The sequence below is a fragment of the Paenibacillus sp. EB106-06-01-XG199 genome (assembly GCF_058791575.1).
In genome coordinates this window covers 858503-874862 of record NZ_JBYTDQ010000003.1, presented here as the reverse complement: position 1 = coordinate 874862, position 16360 = coordinate 858503, and the positions used below count along the sequence as shown (strand labels likewise).

Sequence of the window (16360 nt, the reverse complement as noted above, 5' to 3'; positions counted from 1 at the left end):
GAAAAACTAACCCAAAAGGTGAGATTGACGGAAGTTGATCTTATATCACCTATATGATAGCCGCGTGAGGGCGGGGAAAAGAGGGCGAAAATGCGCATATTGCATACGGGCGACTGGCATCTGGGCCGTACGCTGGAAGGACGGAGCCGGCAGAAGGAGCAGGAGCAGTTCATGGATGAGCTGGTGGAGATTGCCGATGACTCCAAGGCCGATCTTATTCTAATGGCGGGGGATGTTTATGATTCAGTCAACCCTCCGGCTGCGGCGGAGCAGCTGTTCTATGATGCTGCAGCCAGACTGACGGCGAACGGCAGGCCGCTTGTTGTCATCTCCGGCAATCATGACCAGCCGGAGCGGGTAGCTTCCGTGTCTCCGCTTGTGCGCAGACAGGGCATCACCCTGGTGGGACTGCCTACCTCGGAGCCGGTGACGGTACATGCCGTCCGGACCGGTGAAGTTGCCAAAATCGCTGCACTTCCCTATCCCTCCGAAGCCCGCCTCGGGGAGCTGCTCGCCGGGGACAGCGGTGAGGATGAACTCCGGCTGGCCTACAGTGCGCGGGTAGGCAAGCTGATGAAGCTGCTCGGCCGGGAGTTTACACCGCAGACGGTGAATCTGGCCATGAGCCATATCTATGTGCTCGGAGGGGTGGAAAGCGATTCGGAGCGCCCCATTCAGGTAGGAGGAGCGTATACGGTAGATCCTTCGGCTTTGTCCTGCGGTGCGCAGTATACGGCGCTCGGACATCTGCACCGCGCCCAGCGGGTCAAAGGCGAGGGCATGATCCGCTACAGCGGCTCACCGCTGGCCTACAGCTTCTCCGAAGCGGGCCAGGCCAAATCGGTGACGATGATTGATGTGGCACCGGGCGGGGAGCCTTCCTTTGAGGAAATCTATCTCCGCTGCGGCCGTCCGCTGGTGAACTGGAAATCTTCCGGCGGACTGCAGGAGGTGTATGGCTGGCTTGATGAAGGCAGGGATGCCTCCGCCTTTATCGATCTGGAGCTACGCCTTAGCGAAGCGATGTCGATGAATGATATTCAGCGGCTCCGCAAATCACGGGAAGGGATTATACATATCCGCCCGATTTATCCGCAGATGGAGCATGAGCTGGAGGAAACCTCCCGTTCACGGATGCCGGTCCAGGAGCTGTTCCGCAAGTTCTACCAGCGGCAGACCGGCGGTGCGGAGCCGGAGGACAGCCTGATTGAGCTGTTCCTTGAACTGACGGAAGAAGAACGGCGCCAGCCGGAGGAAGGGGAGGAGAACTAGGTGAAGCCGATTCTATTAAAAGTATCCGGGCTGCAAAGCTATCGGGAGCAGCAGGAGATTGATTTTGCGAGTCTGACAGAAACCGGGCTGTTCGGGATCTTCGGACCGACCGGCAGCGGGAAATCCAGTCTGCTGGACGCTATTACATTAGCGATGTACGGCAAGGTGGAACGGGCAGTGAACGGAACGCAGGGAATTATGAACCATTCCGAGGATCAGCTCAGTGTAGCTTTCACCTTCGAGCTCACTTCCTCCGCCGGTGTCCGGCGTTACCGGGTGGAGCGGAAATTCAAACGGACCGGGGAGCAGTCCATCAGCAATACAATCAGCCGGTTCATCGAGGTCACGGAAGACGGAGACCAGGTTATGGCTGACAAGCTGGCGGATGTTACCCGCTGTGTAGAAGAGCATATCGGGCTGAAAATGGATGATTTCACCCGTGCGGTGGTTCTGCCGCAAGGCAAATTTGCCGAGTTCCTGTCGCTGCGGGGTGTGGACCGCAGGCAAATGCTTCAACGGCTCTTTCACCTGGAGCAGTACGGCGACCAGTTGGCCCTCAAGCTCAGCCGCCGGGTCAAGGAGAACGAGGCGGCGCTGCGGGCGCTTGAAGCGGAGCAGCAGGGCCTTGGCAGTGCAGGGAAGGCGGATGTAGAGGCCGCAGCGGAGCGGCTGCAGGAAGCGGTCCGCCATGCGGAGGAATGCCGCAAGAAGCTGGAGGCGGCTATGCAGCTTGCCGAGCGCTTCGCGAAGATCCGCGAGCTGCAGGAGGACCGTATCCGCCGTGAGCGGCGGCGGCAGGAATTGCTGTTGCAGGAGGAGAACGTCCTCCTGCTGGAGCAAAAGCTTGTCAAGGCTGACGAAGCCGAGAAGCGGCTGCCTGTGCTGAAGGCGTGGCGAAGCGCCGAGGACGCCTGGCGGAGCCGGCTCGCTGTTGCCGAGAGCCGGGAGACCTTGGCAACCGCCGCCGAGCATGAGGCGGCGGGGCTTGCTGCGGCCGAGGCTGCGGCGCAGGCTGCGCTGGCCGCGGAGGAGCCGGCCCTCCGGCAGGGGGCCGATACCTACCGCCGCGCGCTGGAGCTCGAAGCCGAGCTCAGCGAACTGCGGCGCGAGCGCGCTGCGGTGCAGGCGCGCCAAGGCGAGGCCTCCCGCGGGCTGGCTGCCCGGCGGGAGAGCATGGCCCGGGAGCGTGAGCTTTTGGCCAAGGGCCAAAAGCGCCAGCAGGAGCTGCAGCAAAGCCTGCAGCCGCTTGCGGTCCGCTCCCAGGAGCGGCAGTCTCTGCAGGAAGCGATGCAGAGACTGCAGGAACTGCGCTCCGCCGAGTCCCAGTGGGAGACGGCGGAGCGGGAGCGCCGCGAGCGCGCGGCGGTGCTCGCGGCGGCAGAGGCGCGGCTGGCCGCAGCCGAAGCCCGGCGGCAGTCGCTGGCCGCAGCCCGCGGGGAGCACATTGCTGCGGCTGCGCTGCACCAGGAGGAGCTGCGGGCTGCGGAAGCCGCGGCAAGAAATGCTGCCGAGCGCCTGGAGCTGCACGGCGGCACGCTGGAGTCGGCGTTGAAGGAGCAGGAGCTGCACAGGCTCTCGCTTACCCTAGCCCGTGAGCTGCAGGACGGGCAGCCTTGCCCGGTCTGCGGCAGCGAGCATCATCCCTTGCCTGCGTTGTCCCAGGACAACGGCGGGCGGGAAGGGCTGGAAACCCAGCTCCAGCATATCCGTGCGCTTGAACGGCGCGCGCTGGAAGCCCGCCATCTGTTCCGCAGCCTGCTGGAGCAGGATGGTGCATGGCTGGAACAGATTTATGGTGAAGGAGTTATAGGCGACGCTCTGAAAACACCTGCGGCTGCAGGACTGGAGCAGGACGGCACGGATGCCTCTATGCATTCAGCTTCCGCCGGGATCATTCCGGATGAAATGTCCTTATCCGGGCTGGAGGCGCAGCATGTAGCCCTGAAAGCACGCTCCGGCGAGCTGCGCCGGGGAGCAGCGGAATGGCAGCGGGGGATGCAGGAACAGCAGCAGCTGTGCCACCAGGAAGCGGCTGCGGCCACTGCCGAGACGGCCTGGGTGGAAGGGCTTGCCGCCAAGGCTGGCGAGCTTGCCGCCCGGTTGAGCACCTTGCGCCAGGAATGGGCGCGGCTGTTCCCTGAACTGGCTGCGGATGAGGCTGAGAATGCCTATCGCGGGATGCTGGCAAAGGACGAACAGGCCGAGGAAATCAGAGGCCGGCTCGACATCAGCGTGAAGTTTCTTGAGGAGAAGGGCAATGCTGTACAAGTTCTGCAGGAAGAGATTGCCGGGCTGGATAAAGAGCTTGCTCAATGGAATGCCCAACTGGAAGGCAAAGAAGCACTCGAGCGCGAGAAGGAGCAGCGTTTGCTCCAGTGGACAGGGGGCCGTTCCGCCGCCGCCTTGCTGGAGGAATGCGAGCGGCGTCTTCAGGAGCTGCAGGCGGCACTGGACAATAATAAACAAAGGCACCGGCAGGCAGCGGACAAGGCGCAGCACGAGGTGAAGGAGGCGGCCATTGCCCGCCAGGCGGCGGAATCAGCGTGTGAGCATAGCGCTGCGGCCGCGGCCCACTGGGAGGAGAGCCTGAACTCTTCTCCGTTTGCTTCCGCCTCTGAGGTTGAAGGGGCGGCGCTCATGCCGGAAGAACGCAGCGGAGCCGCTGCCCGTATTCGGGCTCACCGGGAGGAAGAAGCGGAAGTGACGCTGCAACTGCGGAGCATCGAAGAGAAGCTGTCCGGAGCCTCCTTAAGCACTGAGGAATGGCAGGAGAGCCAGTCTGCCCTGCAGACATGCAAGGAAGACGATGAACGCTCGCTGCAGAGCCGTGCGCGCGCAGACCGTGATCTTGAGGATCTGCAACATCGCCATATCCGCTGGATGGAGCTCGAAGGTCAGCGTAAGGAGCATGCGGCGCAGCAGGACCGGCTGTCCAAGCTGCAGGCTGTGCTGCGCGGCAATGCCTTTGTGGAATATATCGCCGAAGAACAGCTGATGCAGGTGTGCCAGGCTGCTTCACAGCGGCTGCGGTTCCTGAGCAAGCAGCGTTACGCACTGGAGGTTGACTCTGGAGGCGGCTTTGTTATCCGCGATGATGGCAATGGAGGAGTCAGACGTCCGGTCTCGACGCTATCTGGCGGAGAAACCTTCCTGACCTCCCTCTCACTGGCGTTGGCCTTATCGGCACAGATTCAGCTGCGGGGTCAGTATCCGCTGCAATTCTTTTTCCTTGATGAGGGCTTTGGTACTCTTGATCCGGATTTGCTGGATACCGTCATTACCTCACTCGAAAGATTGCATAATGACCAGCTGTCCGTCGGGATCATCAGCCACGTTCCTGAGCTCCGGGCGCGACTGCCGCGCAAGCTGATAGTAGTGCCTGCAGAGCAGGGCGGGGGCGGTTCGCGTATTCTTTTGGAGAAAATGTGAAAGCGGGTTGAAGGTGTGATGACAGTCACAGATACACTTTCAACCCCCTGTTATAATACAGCTAAGCCGACATCATTTTGAAACACCTCGGCGGACGTATGACCGGGAAATCCTCCTTTTCATACGCCCGCCGCCGAATCAGCTTTTTAAGCTGGTAGGGTGTTTCTTTTTTTTTGCTTTTTTTAGGAGTCTGATGGCTCCCGAAGTTCGAGATCCCTGTCAGATATGCGATTAGATTAAGCTATCATTACCTTGTTCCCCTGTACCGAACCCGCAACTACACATAGAGCAGCACCTCAGCAGTGCCTTTTTGACAACGATTACTTTGTATGATGATCACCCTGAATGTTGGATGCGGAAGATTTGGACAAACAGAATACACTTTTCCTGTATCTGATACAGATAAGCGGGATATAAAGCTCCACATAAATATATATGACTGGGCAGATAGATACCTCCGGGGTTGGCCACAAGCGAAATAAATAAAACAATGCCTCCCTGTTTGCCAGCAGCTAACACTGTCTATAATACAGCCATGGCGATAAGCAGAGTTCTGTATTATCCCTAGCACATTTCCACTAAGCAATGTCCCAATCCTTGTTCGAGCTATCCTCTTGCTTGCGTGTGTATTCATTTCATTTAACTGATGATATGATCTTTTTCCGGCTTCCCCGCGTTGTATTATTGTTGTGCCGCTTTCGTAATCCATGATTATCCTGTATGATTAGAGAACATAAAAACAAATTGTGGCGAAGAAGGCCGGTCTGAGAATTACTACGGAAGTATCGCTCCACAAACTTTTAGGAGGAAGCGTTGTATGGAAACTGTCTTTAGCAAGATTATTGAAGGCTCAATCCCTTCCAAAAAAGTGTTCGAGAACGAGCGGATACTGGCATTCTACGATATTGAGCCTGCCGCACCGGTGCATGTGCTGATTATCCCTAAGAAGTTCATCGCGTCGATGAATGATGTTACGGCTGAAGATCTGCCTCTGATCGGTGAGATTCACGCTGTAGCGCAGCAAATTGCTATTCAGCTCGGAATTGCGGAGACAGGCTACCGTCTGATCAACAATTGCGGTCCGGACAGCGGACAAGCCGTGCCTCATCTTCATTATCATTTGCTTGGCGGTGCCAAACTGGGCGCACTTGTCGGCAATTCCGCATCACATGCTTAGCAGATATTTCAAATTCTGATAACCTGCCTAAAAAAAGAATAACACGAAGGTTGACACCTTATTTCGGTTTGACCTATAATGAAATATGATGAACCGTGTTATGCTCTTGGACGGTCTGGTCGGAGGGAGGGAAAACTGGTGTCTGAAACGAAAGTTCGTAAAAACGAGACAATTGATGCTGCACTTCGTCGCTTTAAACGTTCCATCGCTAAAGATGGTGTCTTGGCTGAGGTGAAGAAACGTAAGCATTATGAGAAGCCAAGCGTAAAGCGCAAGAAGAAGTCTGAGGCTGCTCGTAAGAGAAAGTTTTAGGAGGATTACCCACGCATGAATCTTAGCGAACGATTAAACGAAGATATGAAGCAAGCGATGAAGAGTAAGGACAAGTTCACACTCTCCACCATTCGAATGGTTCGTTCTACAATAAAGTATCTTGAAATAGATTTGAAGAGAACATTAGACGACAACGAAGTGCTTGATATCCTTAGTCGTGAAATCAAACAGCGCAAAGATGCCCTCCAAGAATTTGAATCAGCGGGTCGCGACGAGCTTGCCGCGAGTACGAAGGCAGAAATCGAGATTATCATTAAGTATCTTCCCGAGCAGCTTTCCGAAGAAGAAATTAAAGTGATTGTACAGCAGACCATCCAGGAAACCGGTGCTTCTTCGAAAAGTGAAATGGGTAAGGTCATGAGCGCACTGATGCCTAAGGTCAAAGGTCGCGCCGATGGTAAACTCGTGAACCAGGCGGTTCTGCAATTTCTGCAATAATATAACGCTAGCACCCCTTGAATAAAGGGGTGTTTTTCATTGTCGGTGGATAAAATGAAGGGAGAAAGTAAAGCGCAGCTTACTTCCTCCCTTTTTTTGTTGCTCCGCCCTGTTTTCGGTAATGTGTTCCTGATCCGACCCGACGATTGTTTGAAACATATTTCAGGGAATGGCGTACTAAGGATTATGTGCTGAAGTTATTTTTAGAGAAAGGAGGTTTACAAGTGAAAAAAATCCGTAAAATTGCCTTTTCGGGCATAGTCACCGTCCTGCTGCTGATGCTCTTGACGCCGTTTGCAGCTTACACGCAAGCAGAGGGGACCTCTTCGGCTGCAGGAGGAACGGCTGCGGAAAAGCCGAAGGGCGGGCCGGTGTTCATTATTCCGGTTGACCAGGAGATTGAACGCGGACTGCAAAGCTTTTTGGAGCGGGGATTTGAGGAGGCGGCAAAATACGGGGCGGTTCTGATTGTATTGGAGATTGATACACCAGGGGGACTTGTCGACTCTGCGGAACAAATCGGGCAGATGGTCAGGGACAGTGAAATTCCTACAGCTGCTTATATTAAAGGAGATGCTGCATCTGCCGGCAGTTATATTGCCCTAAACGCCAACTCAATTATTATGAAGCCCGGAAGTATGATCGGAGCTGCATCGCTGGTGGATATGAACGGAAAAAGCGTGGACGACGCAAAGATGGTATCCTACTGGAAATCCAAGATGGTTGGCGCCGCTTCACTGAACGGGCGTGATCCGGAGATTGCTGCAGGAATGATGGATGTGAACCTTGTCGTGAACAAGCCTGAACTCGGGGTGAACAAAGCGCAAGGCCAAATAATTGCCTTGACCAGCAATGAAGCGGTGAAAGCCGGATATGCCGATTATCTTGCCGATACGCCGGAAGAGGCCATCACTTTGTTAGGTTATTCCACAGACGACATTTTTCGCGTGGAACATACCGGAGCAGAAAAAATGTCGCATTTTCTGACAAATCCGATTATTATGACGATACTACTCTTCATCGGCATCGCCGGAATTGTCATTGAGCTGCTGGTGCCGGGCTTTGGCGCTCCGGGAATTATCGGGACGCTCGCATTTGCCCTTTATTTCTTTGGCAACTATGTGGCGGGCTTCGCTGGAGCGGAGACCTGGCTGTTGTTCATTCTGGGACTTGTCATGCTTGTGCTGGAGCTGTTTGTCCCAAGCTTCGGGATTCTGGGTTTGCTGGGCTCTGTAAGCCTTGTGGCAGGCGTCGTTCGGGCTGCTTTCAGCTTAGAGCATGCATTTTTTAATCTGGGAATAGCCTTTGCGGCAGCCACAGTAGTTATCGCCATCGTAGCTGTGGTCTTCAAGGAACGGGGCATCTGGAACCGGTTTATTCTGCGCGACAGTCTAACCAAAGAGCAGGGATTTGTTCCGGTGCTGGAGAAATTGAGTCTGATTGGTGCCTCGGGCGTCAGCATTACACCGCTTCGTCCGGCCGGAACGGCCTTGGTCGGCAATGAACGTGTGGATGTGGTAACCGAAGGGAGCTTCATCAGTTCGGGGGTTCCAGTTTCCGTGGTGAAGGTCGAGGGAGGCCGTGTGGTTGTGAAGGAATCCGAGAAATAAGCGGAGCCTGCAGCCAGTATGTTTATGAATTTTAAAAATGTAACGGAGGTTGACAAAAAGTATGGGCGAAGCGTCTTTAATTCCAATTTTGCTGATCGCAGTTGTTGTGATCATCGTACTGAGCGTGTTCTTCAGTTTCTTCCCGGTGATGCTGTGGGTTTCCGCATGGGCATCCGGCGTAAGAATCAGCATTATTACCCTGGTGGCCATGAGACTCCGCCGGGTTACTCCGAGCCGGATCGTTAATCCGCTCATTAAGGCCACCAAAGCAGGGCTTGGCCTGAATATCAATCAACTGGAAAGCCATTACTTGGCCGGCGGTAACGTCGACCGGGTTGTCAATGCCTTGATCGCCGCCCAGCGGGCGGATATTCCGCTTGAATTCACACGCGCCGCAGCCATTGATCTTGCCGGCCGCGACGTACTGCTGGCCGTACAGATGAGTGTTAATCCGCGTGTCATTGAGACGCCGATTGTCGCTGCTGTCGCCAAGAACGGTATCGAGGTTAAGGTTAAGGCGAGAGTGACCGTACGGGCGAATATCGACCGTCTCGTCGGCGGTGCCGGCGAAGAAACGATTATCGCCCGTGTTGGCGAGGGGATTGTAACAACAGTAGGTTCAAGTGACTCCCATAAGGATGTGCTGGAGAATCCGGATTCAATCTCGCGTACAGTTTTGTCCAAGGGTTTGGATTCAGGTACGGCCTTTGAAATTTTGTCCATTGATATTGCAGATATCGACGTTGGCAAGAATATCGGAGCCTATTTGCAAACTGAGCAGGCTGAAGCTGATAAAAGAATTGCACAGGCCAAGGCGGAGGAACGCAGAGCGATGGCTGTTGCCCATGAGCAGGAAATGAAAGCCCGCGTCGTTGAGATGAAGGCGCTGGTCGTCGAAGCTGAATCCCAGGTGCCGCTGGCTATGGCTGAAGCGCTGCGTGCCGGTCAACTCGGGGTCATGGATTACATGAACCTCAAAAACATTGAAGCCGATACGCAAATGCGCGGCTCGCTCGGCAAATTAAATGATGGCGATGATTCAAGCCGTCCGACCAATAAATAAGGGGATGTGAGATCCCATGAGCAGTTTGATTTATATCGCCGTAGTCATTGTGATTGCGATCTTTTCCAACATGAACAAAGCGGGGAAGAATAAACAGAAAAATGCTCCGCGCGGAGGTATGCCGACTTTTGGCGGCGGGGGGGACGCTAGTCCTCTCCGCCGTGCCCGGCAGCAGGAACGGAACCCTGAGGATGAAAGCCCGGCCCGTCAGGGCAGCGGGTTTCCTGTTCCAGGCGAGTCTTCCTATCCGGGCCAGCCTTCCGTGTCCTATGAAGAGCGTGAGTATGATTCTTCTCCTGTCTGGAAGGAGTCTCCTGAGCGGCCTTCTCCTGACTATGATACAGGTGAAGGAATGTCTCTTGAGCAATCGGGAGAAGACAGCGTACAGGCGCGTACAGAACGGATGCAGCGGGAGCTGGAACGCCTGCAGGCGTCGTTTGACGGCGTGGCAGACGCTTCAGAGGCATGGGACGCAGGGACTACTGGTAAGAGCGGTACTGTCTCCGCGCGATCTGCTGCCCGTCATGGTTTGGCAGATAATCGTGAATCGCTGCGGAACGGTCTGGTATGGGCTGAAATCCTTGCTCCTCCCCGTTCACGCAAACCGCATTCTTCGCGGCGTTGAGTATAGCTATGAAGTATTAAGCGGCAATCAGCCGCCGGTATTCCACCGGTGCTGATTGCCGCTTTTTTTATGAAGTCCTTCTTGGTGTTGCGGGGAAGATATGCTATTACGGAGTCAGAGCGGGAATTGTGGTCAGTTGAGTGTAGAGATACTGCTGGTTGTCCACAATTTTGCCGCCTGCGTCCACGCCTACGGTGGTAACGACTACTTCAATATCAGGGTTAGGCGTAGTTACCGAGAGCTGTACTTCGTAAACCGGAAATCCGCTGACCGGGATTGTCCTATTCGTTACCGAGCTTGGATTCAGCGAAAATGCTTGACGGGCGAGCGGTACTTTGGGTGTATTGACAGAGTTATCATCAATTGCAAACACACTTATTTCGATCGATGCGAAATCGGTAACTGCGTCATTGCTGATAAGCAGCCGGACAAATTGAGCCCGGACTCCTGTCTCCGAGCCGTTCAGAATCGGACCCGTTGTGCTGGTGAAGACTGCCATAGTAAATTCCTCCTTTCCTGTTAGATAGATTATTATATTTTGAGATTTTCATTTTGGATTGTATTTTCAACCAATTTCAAAAATACGGACTGGAGCGGGTAAGCCAAATTCTATGCTGAAATTGAAATTACAGTAGGCAGGGTGAGTTCTTCTCATAAAAATCAGCATTGCCGCATAAGGTGTACAGAAGGCAGGAAGGGGGAGAAGTCTACATATGACCCGTATCGGCCGCAGGCTGCGGGGATGGACAAACGGGGTATTGGATCTTCCGCAGGATGTGCTGCAGGAGATGCCCCGAATCACCCTGATCGGCAATAAGGAGCTGTATATTGAGAACCATCGCGGCGTGCTGCATTTTTCCTCCGGGCAGCTTAAGCTTGCGTTAGTCAATGGATATCTGGAGATTTCCGGCGAGGGATTAGTGATCCGGAATATTCTGGGCCAGGAACTGGCTGTAGAGGGTTTAATCGGGGAGATCAGATATAAGGGAAGCGAGGAGAAACCATGAAAGAACCGCCTCTGGCATCCCTGCGGGGGTTCGTTACACTGCATGTGACGGGACCGCAGGTGGAAAGGTTTATCAATGCAGTGAACGAACAAGGCATCCTCATATGGGATGTGAGGCCTGCGGGGGATGGCGCTTCCCTGAACCTGCTGCTGAATGACTTTTTTATCCTTCGGCCGCTGTTAAAAAAGACAGGCTGCCGCATGCATGTGACAGGCAGGAATGGCTTGCCCTTCCGGCTCGCGCGGCTGTGGAAACGGAAGTTTTTTGCTGCCGGTTTATTGCTGTTTGGCATTGGCCTTCTGCTGCTTTCTTCAATGGTGTGGAGCATCAAAGTCGAAGGGAATCAATTCATTGCCTCCGAAGATATTCTGGACGCTGCGCGTCAAGAAGGCATCTATCCATTCCAGTGGATTTGGCGTATGGAGGAGCCGGACAAGCTCTCCAGGGAGATGACCTCGAGGATGCCGGGACTTTCCTGGGTAGGGGTGCAGCGGACGGGGACGAGCATTACTATCCAGGTTGTCGAGGCTGACAAGCCTGAGAACAAGCCGCTGCTCAGCCAGCGCCATCTGATCAGCAGAACCGATGCGGTGGTTACCGAGATCTACGCCGAGCAGGGCAGACCGGTTGTAGCGCGCAATTCGCGGGTCAAGAAAGGGGATATTCTGATCTCCGGCACCCTGGGTGATGAAAACAATATGCAGACGGTGGTTGCCAAAGGCGAGGTAAAGGGTCTAGTATGGCATGAATACAACATTGAGGTGCCGCTCAAAACAACCGGCAGTTCATATACAGGGGACCGGAAAGACCGCACATATCTGGTGATCGGCAATTGGGCGGTTCAACTTTGGGGCTACGGGAAATCCGGATTTGAGAAATCACGGACGCTTACAGAGCATGATCTGCTGTCCTGGCGTTCTTTGCAGGTGCCGCTTGGACTGATGACTGAGAAGGAAATGGAGGTCAAGTATACTTCCGGCACCAAAACTCCGGAGGCTGCCCGGCAGGAAGGGATTACTCGGGCAACTAATGATATTTTGGCCCGTTACGGCACTGACAGCGTTATTAAAAGTCAAAAAATTTTGCATGAGAAGAAAGAGAATGGTAAAGTTTATATGAAAGTGATGTTTGAAGTGGAAGAGAGAATCACGGAAGAACTTCCGATAGTAAACAACCGAGGAGAATGAGGCTACTTGTCAGAACAGACTGCAAGCATTCGTATATCTTTGCAAAATGCGGGAGAAGCGCAATCCCTGTTCGGCCCGCAGGATGGTTTTCTGAAAATTATCGAGAGTGAAATACCGGCGGTTATCGACTCGCGTGAAGCTGAGGTTACAATACGCGGGGCCGAGCGGGAAGTGGACATGCTGGGACAGCTGTTCAATGTGCTGCTGTCTCTGATCCGCAGCGGTTACATACTTAGTGAACGTGATGTGCAGTATGCGGTGGAGCTGGCAAAGGATTTCCGCGCCGACCAACTGCTTGATTTGTTCAAAGGTGAAATTACGACAACCTTCCGCGGCAAGCCGATCCGTGTCAAAACGATTGGCCAGAAGCACTATGTGACTTCGATCAAGAAACGCGATGTCGTCTTTGGCATCGGACCTGCGGGAACAGGAAAAACCTATCTCGCCGTTGTGCTTGCCGTCACCGCGCTGAAGGAAGGTTCCGTGAAGCGCATCGTCCTTACACGTCCTGCAGTTGAAGCAGGAGAAAGCCTGGGCTTCCTTCCCGGCGATTTGCAGGAAAAGGTTGACCCATATCTCCGTCCGCTCTACGACGCCTTATACGACGTTATGGGCCCCGATCAGGTTGCCAAGGCACTGGAACGGGGATTGATCGAAATTGCACCGCTCGCGTATATGCGCGGACGCACGCTGGATGATTCTTTTATCATTCTGGATGAAGCCCAGAATACGACTCCTGAACAGATGAAAATGTTCCTTACCCGGCTTGGCTTTGGCTCCAAGATGGTTATTACGGGTGACGTTACCCAGATTGACCTGCCGCGCGGCAAAAAATCCGGGTTGATCGAAGCGAAGGCGATTCTGTCAGGCATCGAGGAGCTTGGGTTTGTTTATTTTGCGGAACAGGATGTCGTACGGCATTCCCTGGTGCAAAAAATTATCGTCGCCTATGACCGCTCTGCCGAAAACCAGGACTAACAAAGGGGACTGTCTCCATGGCCTCAAAGCAACCATCGAAATTAAGCGGATTTGTATATAGCAACAACGGCTGGAAGTATAGCGCGGCGACGCGCTATGCTCTTTTCCTGTTATTGGGGATTGTTTTCTACTTCAGTCTCTCACCTGATTTGCTGCCTAAACGCTATGACATTAAAGAGAACACCAAAAGTGCCAAGGAAATTACTGCGCCGAAGCAAATACTCGACAGCAAGGCTACGCTGAAGGCTCAGGAAGCCGCCGCTGAGACCGTGCAGAACAGGTATGAGATTATTCCGATGAGGCTCGATAATCTGGTAACCTTGCTGATAGACCGGATTGACCGGCTCAATCAGGATGATCTGATTTCACAAAGTGAGAAGGCCGGCATTTACAAGGATGTAATCCCGCAGCGGGCCAATGATTTTATCGTGAACTTTGTGAATTCGAGCCGTAACTCCGGCACGTATTCCACCACACTGCTCGATGAGATGCAGTCCGTCATCAAAGAACAGACCTATGTCATCCCGGAGGAGACTTACATCAAAATTCCGCGGCTGACCTCTCAGGACATCATCGAGATGAAGCCGGTTGCCCGGGATATTGTCACCAAGCTGATGAACGACCAGATTGTGGATGCCCAGACTGCGCGCGCGAAGGTAGCGGAGCAGGTCAGCGTCAGCTCGCTAAGCCAGCGCACAGCCCGTGAGGTGGTGCAGGAGCTGGTACGGCTGGTGATCACGAGCAATAAGTTCTACGATGAGGAAGCTACCAAGGAAGCTAAGGTGCAGGCCCGCGAGAACACGCCGGATGTGTTCATTGAGCAGGGGGATGTGCTTGTTGCTAAAGGGGAGTATATTACACCCGAGCTGTACGCACTGCTGGATGAGAGCGGCCTGCTGAGCAATGAGGTCAATTATTGGCCGCAGTTGGGCCTGTTCCTGCTGTCAGCTATGCTCTCCGCCGGTCTGCTGATGTTCATCCGTTATACCGGGGGGACCTCCGGCTTCAAGTACAATAATTCCCAGCTGCTTATGCTGGTGCTTGTGTTTATTATTACGATCATCTCGATGCGGCTTGCCGCGTTTTTACAGACGGATGTCCGGTCTTATGTCGGGTTCCTGGCTCCGGTAGCCATTGGCGCTATGCTGATCGCAATGCTGCTGGATATGACGCTGGCTTATTTCTGTTCCATCCTGTTCAGTATTCTTTCCAGTATTATATTGAATGTGCAGCAGAATACGGTGTTCGATTTCAACTTCGGATTCTTTGCGCTTATCGTTTGCTATGTGGCAATTTTCGCCACCCACCGCGCCGGGCAGCGGTCAACGCTGCTGAAAGGCGGAATCATGGTGTCTCTGTTCGGTTGTGTGGCTGTGTTTATGCTGACGCTCCTGAGCGGCGGAGACTGGAATCAGACGCAGACACTGTATGCTATCGGCTTTGCCTTTGCCAGCGGTCTGCTGACCGCAGTGCTGGTAATCGGCCTGATGCCTTTCTTTGAGGCTACCTTTGGCATTCTATCGGCACTCAAGCTGGTAGAGCTGTCGAATCCGAATCATCCTTTGCTGCGCAAGCTGCTTACAGAAACGCCCGGAACCTATCATCACAGTGTAATGGTCGGCAATCTGTCAGAAGCTGCGGCGGAGGCGATCGGGGCGGACGGGCTGCTCTGCCGCGTAGGCTCTTATTATCATGATATCGGCAAGACGAAGCGGCCGTTTTATTTTATCGAGAACCAGAACAACATGGAGAATCCGCATGATTCGATTGAACCGAAGCTGAGCAAATCAATCATCGTGGCCCACGCCCGCGACGGGGTGGAAATGCAGAAGGAGTACAAGCTGCCCAAACCGATCCGTGACATTGCTGAACAGCATCACGGCACGACATTTCTGCACTATTTTTATCATAAAGCATTGAAGCTGGCCGAAGAGAAGGGTGTGGAGCCTGATTTCACGGAAGAGGATTTCCGTTACCCTGGGCCGAAGGCGCAGTCGAAGGAATCTGCAGTTGTCGGAATCGCCGACAGTGTGGAGGCTGCTGTCCGTTCACTTCGCAAGCCGACGGTTGTGCAGGTGGAGACGATGATCGAGAAGATTATCAAAAGCCGGCTGGATGACCATCAATTCGATGAATGTGATCTTACGATAAAGGAATTGGATATTATCGCGCGGACATTGAAAGAAACGGTTATGGGGATTTTTCATTCCCGGATCGAATATCCGGAGGAAGTGAAGAAACCTAAAAAAGAGGAAGGAGCCGTAAATACATGAGTCTTGCAATCGTTTGGAACAATGAACAGGAAGAACACGAGATTAATGACGAGCTAATATCTCTGCTGGAGCGCATTCTGCAAAAAGCGGGTGAAGCCGAAGGCATTGAGGGCGGCGAGGTGGACCTTACCTTCGTCAACAATGAACGGATTCATGAGCTCAATCTGGAATACCGGGGAATTGACCGTCCGACGGACGTGCTTTCCTTTGCCATGAACGAAACCAGCGAAGATGAGCTGGAAATTATATACGGACAAGATGAGAATGAAGAGCTAGAAGATGTGCCGAATGTGCTGGGGGATATCATTATCTCTGTCACCCGGGCGCAGGAGCAGGCTTTGGAATATGGCCATTCCCTGGAGCGTGAGCTGGGTTTCCTGTTTGTGCACGGATTTTTGCATCTGCTGGGCTACGATCATCAGGATGCTGCTTCTGAGGCCGAAATGATGTCCAAGCAGGAGCATGTGCTGGCTCAGGTCGGGTTAACACGCTAATGGTCAAAAATACGGCGGTAGGCCACAAAAAGTTCTGGCATTCGTTTCGATTTGCAGCTCAGGGCATTGCGGGAGCGTTCAAATCCGAACTGAATATGAAGGTACATAGCGGCTTGGCTGTTCTTGTGCTTGCCGCTGCCGCCGTATTCAGACTTCCTGCAGCAAGCTGGATGTTGTTGCTGCTGGCAATTACGCTCGTTTTGACCGCTGAGCTGCTGAATACGGCTATTGAAGCGACGGTTGATCTGGTCTCACCGGAGATTCATCCCCTGGCCAAGACTGCCAAAGATACCGCCGCAGGTGCTGTGCTGCTTACGGCGGTGTTTGCTGTGATTACGGGAATCTATGTTTTTTATCACCCGGTAATGGACTGGATCACTGGACTTATGTCATAATCAGTTTACAACTTGAGCTCGGGGAGAGGCGGATCGGCGTTTTGCGCTCCGCCATCTTTGGTTAGATTCATACTTCTCG

Annotated in this window: 15 protein-coding genes; 14 read left to right on the top strand and 1 reads right to left on the bottom strand. The window is 53.7% G+C overall.

Features of this window, described 5'->3' with window-relative positions; all coding sequences use genetic code 11:
• Positions 1-90: 90 nt before the first annotated feature.
• The 8 genes from AC3WT9_RS14730 to AC3WT9_RS14695 all read left to right on the top strand — a co-directional run bounded on the left by AC3WT9_RS14730 (position 91) and on the right by AC3WT9_RS14695 (position 9947).
• Positions 91-1272: an exonuclease SbcCD subunit D gene (locus tag AC3WT9_RS14730; RefSeq protein WP_341095544.1), complete on the top strand. Its 1182-nt coding sequence runs from the start codon at positions 91-93 to the stop codon at positions 1270-1272.
• Entirely contained in the window at positions 1273-4701 is a 3429-nt protein-coding gene (locus AC3WT9_RS14725; protein ID WP_492407693.1) for an AAA family ATPase, read from the top strand.
• Positions 4702-5518: 817 nt separating this feature from the next.
• Complete coding sequence (locus AC3WT9_RS14720; protein ID WP_038595438.1) at positions 5519-5878, top strand: histidine triad nucleotide-binding protein; 360 nt, start codon at positions 5519-5521, stop codon at positions 5876-5878.
• Positions 5879-6016: 138 nt separating this feature from the next.
• The gene (gene rpsU / locus AC3WT9_RS14715; protein ID WP_005547957.1) at positions 6017-6190 is read left to right on the top strand and encodes a 30S ribosomal protein S21; all 174 of its coding nucleotides are present in this window, start codon (positions 6017-6019) and stop codon (positions 6188-6190) included.
• A 15-nt stretch (positions 6191-6205) separates the two neighbouring features.
• Positions 6206-6649 carry a GatB/YqeY domain-containing protein gene (locus tag AC3WT9_RS14710; RefSeq protein ID WP_036683862.1) on the top strand — a complete coding sequence of 148 codons (444 nt, stop codon included), beginning with the start codon at positions 6206-6208 and terminating at the stop codon, positions 6647-6649.
• 278 nt (positions 6650-6927) lie between these two features.
• Positions 6928-8259, top strand: coding sequence for an NfeD family protein (locus AC3WT9_RS14705; protein WP_341097759.1), 1332 nt, complete (start codon positions 6928-6930; stop codon positions 8257-8259).
• Positions 8260-8320: 61 nt separating this feature from the next.
• Entirely contained in the window at positions 8321-9322 is a 1002-nt protein-coding gene (gene floA, locus AC3WT9_RS14700) for a flotillin-like protein FloA (protein ID WP_038595434.1), read from the top strand.
• 16 nt (positions 9323-9338) lie between these two features.
• Positions 9339-9947 carry a YqfB family membrane protein gene (locus tag AC3WT9_RS14695; RefSeq protein WP_342480498.1) on the top strand — a complete coding sequence of 203 codons (609 nt, stop codon included), beginning with the start codon at positions 9339-9341 and terminating at the stop codon, positions 9945-9947.
• 106 nt (positions 9948-10053) lie between these two features.
• Here AC3WT9_RS14695 and AC3WT9_RS14690 read toward each other — a convergent pair whose 3' ends face one another.
• Entirely contained in the window at positions 10054-10446 is a 393-nt protein-coding gene (locus tag AC3WT9_RS14690) for a hypothetical protein (protein WP_341095537.1), read from the bottom strand.
• A 214-nt stretch (positions 10447-10660) separates the two neighbouring features.
• Between AC3WT9_RS14690 and yqfC the strand changes: the two genes are divergently transcribed.
• Genes yqfC through AC3WT9_RS14660 form a run of 6 tightly spaced genes read left to right on the top strand, consistent with a single transcriptional unit; the run spans position 10661 to position 16281 of the window.
• Complete coding sequence (gene yqfC, locus AC3WT9_RS14685) at positions 10661-10954, top strand: sporulation protein YqfC (protein WP_038595431.1); 294 nt, start codon at positions 10661-10663, stop codon at positions 10952-10954.
• Positions 10951-12141, top strand: coding sequence for a sporulation protein YqfD (gene yqfD, locus AC3WT9_RS14680; RefSeq protein WP_341095536.1), 1191 nt, complete (start codon positions 10951-10953; stop codon positions 12139-12141). The genes yqfC and yqfD overlap by 4 nt, the downstream gene beginning before the upstream one ends.
• A gap of 6 nt (positions 12142-12147) precedes the next feature.
• Positions 12148-13119: a PhoH family protein gene (locus AC3WT9_RS14675; protein WP_341095534.1), complete on the top strand. Its 972-nt coding sequence runs from the start codon at positions 12148-12150 to the stop codon at positions 13117-13119.
• A 17-nt stretch (positions 13120-13136) separates the two neighbouring features.
• Positions 13137-15392, top strand: a complete 2256-nt coding sequence (locus AC3WT9_RS14670) for an HD family phosphohydrolase (RefSeq protein WP_341095531.1) — start codon at positions 13137-13139, stop codon at positions 15390-15392.
• Entirely contained in the window at positions 15389-15886 is a 498-nt protein-coding gene (gene ybeY, locus AC3WT9_RS14665) for an rRNA maturation RNase YbeY (RefSeq protein WP_492407692.1), read from the top strand. The genes AC3WT9_RS14670 and ybeY overlap by 4 nt, the downstream gene beginning before the upstream one ends.
• Positions 15886-16281: a diacylglycerol kinase family protein gene (locus tag AC3WT9_RS14660; RefSeq protein WP_038595423.1), complete on the top strand. Its 396-nt coding sequence runs from the start codon at positions 15886-15888 to the stop codon at positions 16279-16281. Before ybeY ends, AC3WT9_RS14660 begins: the two co-directional genes overlap by 1 nt.
• The last annotated feature ends 79 nt before the right edge of the window (positions 16282-16360 follow it).